Genomic DNA, 6,846 nt, shown 5'->3' with positions numbered 1-6,846 from the left:
GTGCCGGGCATGGCCACTTGGCTGCCGCAGTGGATGCTGTAGAGGGTCGAGACGCGCCGGCCTTCCGTCCGAAGGCCGGCGCGCTCAGTTGAACAACACATCGGGCGCGAACAGCACCAGGCCGGGGACGAATACCAGCGCCAGCGTGGCCAGCACCACGGCCGCGAGCAAAGGCATCGATGCGCGGGTGTATTCTCCCACGGGGCACTTGAGCACCGAGCACACCGCGAACATGGCAGCGCCCACGGGCGGCGTGAAGTTGCCTATCGTGGCGGCGATGACGAAGACCACGCCGAAGTGCACCGGATCGCCGCCCAGGCTTTGCACCAGTGGCAGGAAGATGGGTGTAAGCATGATGATGAGCACGGTGGCGTCGATGAAAAAGCCGCCGGCCACGGTCAACGCCACGACAAGGGCCATCACGACGCCCAGGTTCTCGCTAACGCCCAGCAGCGCGCCCGAAACCAGCTCGGGCACGCGGTCCAGCACCATGCCGTAGGTGAACACCGCAGACAGCGCGATGATGAACATGACCGAGCCCACGTCCGCCAGCGTGCTTTGCATGGCCTCCAGAAACGAGCCGCGGTTCAGCTTGCGATAGGCCAGCAGGCCGATCAGCACGGCATACAGGACGGCGAAGGCGCCGATCTCCGAAGGGGTGAAGATGCCAAAGCGCAGGCCCAGCAGCAGGATGACCGGAAACAGCAGCGCCCAAATGCCGCCCCGCAAGGCATGCAAGACCTCGGCGCGGCCCACGCGGTGCTGCCGGGCCGGCGGATAGCCGCGCCGCCTGGCGGTGAGCCATACCGCGGCGGCCAGCGCCGCCCACAGCAGGACCGCGGGCAGCAGCCCGGCGGCGAACAGCCGGCCGATCGAAACCTGCCCGATCGTGCCATAGATGATCAGCCCCAGGCCCGGGGGAATCATCGGCGTGAGCAGCGAGCCGAACGAGAGCACCGCGGCGGTGAAGCCGCGCGACATGCCGCGCGCCATCATCTCGCGCCCGAGCATGCGGCTTTGCATCGCGGCATCGGCGATGGCCGAGCCCGATACGCCGCCCATCAGCAACGACAGCACCAGAGAGACCTGCGCCAGCCCGCCCTTGAGACGGCCGGCCAGCACCGTGGCCAGGTCCAGCAGCCGCGCGGTGATGCCCGAGGCATTGAGCAGGTTGCCCGCCATGATGAACAGCGGAATGGCCAGCAGCGCGAAGTTCTGCGTTTGCGAGATGGTCTGCTGGATGGGGATGGTGGCCGGCAGCTCGGGGTGCTGCACGAAATACAGCACGCCGGCGATGCCTATGGCGAACGCCACCGGCATGCCGATGAGCATGAGGACCAGGAAAGCCAGCACGACGATAAGCATGGACGGCTCCTCAGGCTTGCCGGGCCGGCGCGGCGGGGCCGGCCGGTGCACCAGCGCGGCGCATGTCCAGCATCTTCACCACGGTGGTCAGCAGCAACAGGGCCCCGCCGACCGGCAGGCTGGCCGTCACCCACGAATAGCTGATCTCGGGTATGCCCTGGAAGCTGCGGTTGCGGCTGGTCCAGGCCAGGCTGGTGCCGGCGATCACCAGATAGGCCAGGAAAGCGCAGAGTATGAGGTGATTGCAGTAGCCTAGCGCTTGCCGCGCGCGCCCGGACAGGCGCTCGGTCAGCAGACCGATGGACATCAGCGCATCGCGGCGCCAGGCGATGTCCGCGCACAGGAAGCAGGCCCAGGCAAAAAAGCAGGTGGCGAAGTCCATGGTCCAGTTCAAGGGGTGCGCCGCCAGCCGGGCCAACCCGCCCAGCAGGACCAGGGCCACCATCGCCACCAGCAGGATGCCGGCCACGGCGGCCTCGATCCGCCCTATCCACTCGTATACGCTGCGCATCTTGGGCACTCCTGCAATGATTGGCGGCCCGGCCCGGCCCCGGGCACGCGCGGCCGGCGCCGGGCTGGCTCCTAGCGTCCCAGGTCGGCGTCCACCTGCTGCTTGGCCTGTGTCAGGCCCAGCTTCTCGTAGGCCTGCGCGCCGGCCTGGCGAAACGCCTGCAGGTCCACGTCCTCGACGATCTGCATGCCGCGGCCGCGCACGTCGTCCTTGATCTTGTCGTTCATCTCGGCCAGCGCCTGCGAGGTCTGGCGGCCCACCGTGCGGCATTCCTCGGTCAGCGCGGCTTGGTACTCGGCCGGCAGCTTGTCGAACCACTTGGCGCTGACCACCTCGAAATTGATCAGCATGATGTGCGCCGTCTCGTTGGCGTACTTGAGCACTTCGTAGAAGCGCCCGCCCGGGATGTTGGCGTAGACCAGCTCCACCCCGTCGATGGCGCGCTGCTGCAGCCCGGGATACATGTCGCCGAAGGCCATCGAGGTGGGCGCGGCGCCCAGCGCGCGGATGGATTCCTGCCAGATCGGCGCGGGCGGGGTGCGGATGCGCAGCCCGCGCAGATCCTCGGGCTTGCGCACGGGCTTGTTGGTGAAGAAATGCCGGAACCCCTGGACCCAGTCGAAGCACAGCACCTTGATGCCCTGCTTGGCGGCCAGCTCGTCCAGCCAGCCCTGCACCGTTTTGGATTCGGACAGGCGCCAGACCTCGTCCAGCGACGAGACCAGGTACGGCCCGTTCATGACCGCCAGGGGCTGCAGGTAATTGCCCAGCCGGGCCGCATCGGTGTTCTGGCCGATATTGGCGCCCTGCCTGATCTGCTCGATGATGTCCTCCTCCACGCCCAGCTGCGCGCTATGGAACACGTCGATCTTCAAGCCGCCGTTGGTGCGCTCCTCGACGCGCTTGGCCCATTCGGTAAAGCCCTTGTGGAAGGGCTCGCTGGGGCCCAGCACGTGATTGAACCGCAAGACGAACTTCTCCTGCGCGGCGGCCGGCAGGGCCGCGCTGGCCAGGGCCAGCGCCGAGAGCAGGGATGCCAGGATGCTCGATGGATAAGCCATGATCTTTTCCTCTTGAGATGCGCGCGGCCCGCGCGGGAACGGTGCTTCAGCCAGGTAATGTCTTGCCCTCGGCCGGGCCGAAAGGCAGGGGCAGGCCGAAGCGTTCCGACAGCTGCCGGAACGCGGCCTCGGTATCGGGATCCACCGGTACGCCGTGCGCGGCCCGCTCGCGCGCCACCGCCCACTCGCGGTCACCCGGCGCCAGCACGGCCGCGCCTTCGCGCGCCGGCGAACTGCGCAGCGCCTGCAGGTAACGCGTCATGGCGGCTTGGAACAGGTCCGCCGGCAGGAAGGCGCGCGGATCGATGGCCATCACGAATGCCCCCAGCCCGCGGGGCGTGGAGAAATCCGGACCGGCCATCGGCGCGATCTCGCTGCTGAACTTCATGCCGCTCAGGGCCGCGCTCAGGATCTCGGCCAGCCCTGCCAGGGCGGCGCCCTTGAAGCCGAACTCGCCGCCCAGCGGCGCGAGCATGTCGACCTGCGCCGCATCGCGCACATCGCGGCCCCGCTCGTCCGAGGCCACGGCCTGCGGCAAGGGCAGCCCCAGGCTCTGGTAAAGCCGCACGCGGTTGTAAGGTATCGCGCTGGTCGCCATGTCCAGCAGCCAGGGATCGCCGCTGCCCGCCGGCACGGCGCAGGCGATCGGATTGGTGCCGTGAAAGCGCGAGGCGCCGTCGTGCAGGCGCACGAAGCTGTCCGAATTGCAAAAGACCAGGCCGATGCAGCCGGACTGCGCCGCGTGCAGCGCGTAGGCGCCGGCCGGGCCGAAATGCGAGGAGTTGCGGATGGCCACGGCGCCTATGCCTTGCCGGCCGGCCAGCGCCACCGCCTGCTCCATCCCTCGGTAAGTGGCCAGCGCGCCGTGGGCATCGTCGGCATCGAGCACGGCCACCGACGCGGCCTGCTGCGTCAAGGACAGCCTGGGCCGGCCGTTCACGCGTCCGCCCTCGATGGCCTGGATGTAGTGCGGCAGCAGGCGTACCCCGTGGCTGTCCACGCCCAGGCGGCTGGCATGCATCATGGCCCGCGCGGCGGCATCGGCGGTGGGCTCGTCGGCCCCGGCGGCCAGCAAGGCCTGCACGCAGAAGGCCCGCAGCGCGTCGATGGCGGCTGCGGGGCGGGCATGGGCGCGATCGTTCACAGCGTCTGTCCTCCGTCGATGACGAGCACGCTGCCCGTCATGAATGCCGATTCGTCGCTGGCCAGGAAGACCGCCGCGGCGGCCATCTCCTGCACCGTGCCCAGCCTGCCCATGGGCTGGCGCGCGATGAATTCGCGGCGCGCCCGCTCGCTGTCGGGACTGGACTGTATGCGTTCCTGCAGCGAGGGCGTATCCGTGGTGCCGGGACACAGGGCATTGCAGCGCAGTCCCTGGGCAATGAAGTCGCGCGCGACGGCCTTGGTCAGGCCGATGACCGCGGCCTTGCTGGCCCCGTAGGCCGCCCGGTTGGCCACGCCCGCCAGGCTGGAGGCCACCGAGGCCACATTGACGATGGCCCCGCCGCGGCGGCGCAGCATCACGGGCAGGGCCGCCCGCGTCATCAGGAAGACCCCCGTGGCGTTGTGGTCGATGCTGCGCCGCCAGTCCTGCAAGGAGCAATCCAGGACGGTGCCGTTCAGGACTAGGCCGGCGCAATTGACCAGCACGTCGATCTGGCCGGCGGCCTGCACGGTGCGCGCCACGGCCTGCTCGTCGGTAACGTCCAGCGCGGCGGTTTCTATGCGGGCATCGAGCGAGGGAAGGTCGGCAAGCTTGGCGCCGCTGCGGCTGGTGGCCAGCACCGAGGCGCCCTCCTGGACCATGGCCAGGGCGATGGCCCGGCCTATGCCCTGGCCGGCGCCGGTCACGAGCGCGCGTTTTCCTTGCAGACGAGCCGCCATGTCCTGTCTCCTGCCACCTTGGGGCGAGGGCGCCCTGATGGTTTTTCTGGATGGTTTGTCCGAATCCGCGCCAGCGCGACGGCCTGCGCGCTTGCGCCTTAAAACGTCTAATGCGTACACTAAACATTAATCGCGCGGCTGGCAATCGGTTTTTGCGCGCGCCGCACCGGCCGGGCCGCCATGGCCCGGCAGCGCCTTCAGGAGCAGCAGATGGGTTTCGACATGCAGGATTTCTCGCTGGCCGGCCGTACCGCGCTGGTCATCGGCGCGGGCGGCGGCATCGGCGCGGCGCTGGCCCAGGGCATGGCCAAGGCCGGCGCCCGCGTGCTGCTGGCCGGGCGCGACCGCGCCAAGCTGCTGCGCGTGGCGCAGGCGCTGCGGGCCGGCGACGACGCCGTCCACACGCTGGACGCCCGCCAGGTCGGCGAACTGGAGGCGCTGGCCGCCCGGCTCGACCAGTCGCATGGCCCCGTGGACATCCTGGTCAATTGCCAGGGCACCCTTGCCATCAAGCCGGCCATCCAGACCACCGAGGCCGAATACGACGCCATCCTCGACACCAATCTCAAGAGCGTCTATTTCTCCTGCGTCGCCTTCGGCAAACGCATGCTCGGGCGAGGCGCGGGCGCGATCATCAACATCACCTCGCTTTCCGCTCACACCGGCTGGTCCCAGGGCGCGGCCTATTGCGCCAGCAAATGGGGCGTGGCGGGCCTGACGCAGACCTTCGCCGCCGAATGGGGCGGCCAGGGCGTGCGCGTGAACGCCATTGCGCCGGGCTTTTTCCCGACCGAGCTGAACCGCGAGCGCATGCCTCAGGCCCGCAAGGAAGAAGCCGCCCGGCGCAGCGCCATGGGACGGATGGGCGAGGTCGACGAGCTGGTCGGCGCGGCGATCTACCTGGCCTCGCCCGCGGCGGCTTTCGTCAACGGCGCCACGCTGCGCGTCGATGGCGGCTACCTGAGCTCGGGCATCTGAGCGGCGGCTCGCATAGAATCGCGGCAAGACCGGCCCCGGACCATCCATGACCAAAGGCGCAGCCGCGCGGCTCTACCAGCGAGCCTTCGATATCCTGGCCTCGCAGATCCGCGAGGGCAAGCTGCCGGCCGGCGACCGGGTGCTCGAATCGGGCGTGGCCGCGCAGTTCGGCATCAGCCGCGCGCCGGCGCGGCAGGCGCTGCAGGCCCTGCAGGCCGAGGGCCTGCTCGATAAGCTCCCCGGCCGCGGCTATGCGGTGCGCGCCTTGGCGCCGGGCAGGCCGCCGCGCCACGGCGCCAGCGCCGCGTCGCGCGCGCATGAGGCCGGACCGGACTTGCGCCTGCAGGCCCGGCCCAGCTGGGCGCCCATTTATGCGGAGGTCGAAAGCCAGATCGCCGCGCGCACCTCTTTTGCGGGCTGGCAGGTCAACGAGGCCATGCTTGCCCGCCACTACCAGGTCAGCCGCACGGTAGCGCGCGACGTGATCGGCAGGCTGCAGCAGCAGGGGCTGCTGCGCAAGGACGAAAGCTCGCGCTGGCTGGCGCCCGCCCTGACGCCCGAACACGTCGGCCAGCTGTACGAACTGCGCGGCCTGATCGAGCCCGCGGTGCTGCGCGATGCCTACGGCAAGCTGCCGCCGGGCCTGCTCGACCAAATGGCCAGGCACCTGCAGCAGGCCATCGCGCATCCCAGGACCATCGACGGCCCCTTGCTGGACAGCCTGGAGCAGGAGCTGCACGTTACCTTGCTGTCGTACTGCGGCAAGCAGACGATGATGCAGGCGCTGGCGCTGCCGCAATCGCTGCTGATCGCCCACCGCTATCTCTACAACTGGATGCCGCGCCTGTTTCCGACCGAGCCTTTCCTGGCCGAGCACCTTGAGATCGTCCAAAGCCTGCGCGCGGGCCGGCCCGCCGCGGCCGCCCAGTTGCTCAAGCGTCACCTGCAAGGATCGAGCAGCCGCGCCATTATGCGCATCGAGGCGTTTGCGGGGCAGTTCGTGCCGGAAGAGCTGCCTTATTTGAGGCGGTTGTAGAAAGCCGGCGC

The 6,846-nt window shown here is 69.3% G+C and carries 7 protein-coding genes; 2 read left to right on the top strand and 5 right to left on the bottom strand.

Features of this window, described 5'->3' with window-relative positions:
- Positions 1-84: 84 nt before the first annotated feature.
- The 5 genes from V8Z80_RS16900 to V8Z80_RS16880 all read right to left on the bottom strand — a co-directional run bounded on the left by V8Z80_RS16900 (position 85) and on the right by V8Z80_RS16880 (position 4,821).
- Positions 85-1,365: a TRAP transporter large permease gene (locus V8Z80_RS16900; RefSeq protein WP_336062832.1), complete on the bottom strand. Its 1,281-nt coding sequence runs from the start codon at positions 1,363-1,365 to the stop codon at positions 85-87.
- A 10-nt stretch (positions 1,366-1,375) separates the two neighbouring features.
- The gene (locus V8Z80_RS16895; protein ID WP_336062831.1) at positions 1,376-1,876 is read right to left on the bottom strand and encodes a TRAP transporter small permease; all 501 of its coding nucleotides are present in this window, start codon (positions 1,874-1,876) and stop codon (positions 1,376-1,378) included.
- 71 nt (positions 1,877-1,947) lie between these two features.
- Complete coding sequence (locus V8Z80_RS16890; protein WP_336062830.1) at positions 1,948-2,937, bottom strand: C4-dicarboxylate TRAP transporter substrate-binding protein; 990 nt, start codon at positions 2,935-2,937, stop codon at positions 1,948-1,950.
- A 46-nt stretch (positions 2,938-2,983) separates the two neighbouring features.
- Positions 2,984-4,081, bottom strand: a complete 1,098-nt coding sequence (locus tag V8Z80_RS16885) for an Ldh family oxidoreductase (RefSeq protein WP_336062829.1) — start codon at positions 4,079-4,081, stop codon at positions 2,984-2,986.
- Positions 4,078-4,821, bottom strand: coding sequence for an SDR family oxidoreductase (locus V8Z80_RS16880; RefSeq protein ID WP_336062828.1), 744 nt, complete (start codon positions 4,819-4,821; stop codon positions 4,078-4,080). The genes V8Z80_RS16885 and V8Z80_RS16880 overlap by 4 nt, the downstream gene beginning before the upstream one ends.
- Positions 4,822-5,031: 210 nt before the next feature.
- Between V8Z80_RS16880 and V8Z80_RS16875 the strand changes: the two genes are divergently transcribed.
- The gene (locus tag V8Z80_RS16875; RefSeq protein WP_336062827.1) at positions 5,032-5,799 is read left to right on the top strand and encodes an SDR family NAD(P)-dependent oxidoreductase; all 768 of its coding nucleotides are present in this window, start codon (positions 5,032-5,034) and stop codon (positions 5,797-5,799) included.
- A gap of 46 nt (positions 5,800-5,845) precedes the next feature.
- Positions 5,846-6,835: a GntR family transcriptional regulator gene (locus V8Z80_RS16870; protein ID WP_336062826.1), complete on the top strand. Its 990-nt coding sequence runs from the start codon at positions 5,846-5,848 to the stop codon at positions 6,833-6,835.
- Positions 6,836-6,846 lie beyond the last annotated feature (11 nt).

The sequence above is a fragment of the Orrella sp. JC864 genome (assembly GCF_037026685.1).
Lineage (GTDB): Bacteria > Pseudomonadota > Gammaproteobacteria > Burkholderiales > Burkholderiaceae_B > Orrella.
This window is presented reverse-complemented; position numbering and strand designations above follow the sequence as displayed.

Excerpts from the sequence above, each read along its gene's own strand:
- V8Z80_RS16900 (WP_336062832.1), bottom strand. The coding sequence starts at position 1,365 with ATGCTTATCGTCGTGCTGGCTTTCCTGGTCCTCATGCTCATCGGCATG.
- V8Z80_RS16895 (WP_336062831.1), bottom strand. The coding sequence starts at position 1,876 with ATGCGCAGCGTATACGAGTGGATAGGGCGGATCGAGGCCGCCGTGGCC.
- V8Z80_RS16890 (WP_336062830.1), bottom strand. The coding sequence starts at position 2,937 with ATGGCTTATCCATCGAGCATCCTGGCATCCCTGCTCTCGGCGCTGGCC.
- V8Z80_RS16880 (WP_336062828.1), bottom strand. The coding sequence starts at position 4,821 with ATGGCGGCTCGTCTGCAAGGAAAACGCGCGCTCGTGACCGGCGCCGGC.
- V8Z80_RS16875 (WP_336062827.1), top strand. The coding sequence starts at position 5,032 with ATGGGTTTCGACATGCAGGATTTCTCGCTGGCCGGCCGTACCGCGCTG.
- V8Z80_RS16870 (WP_336062826.1), top strand. The coding sequence starts at position 5,846 with ATGACCAAAGGCGCAGCCGCGCGGCTCTACCAGCGAGCCTTCGATATC.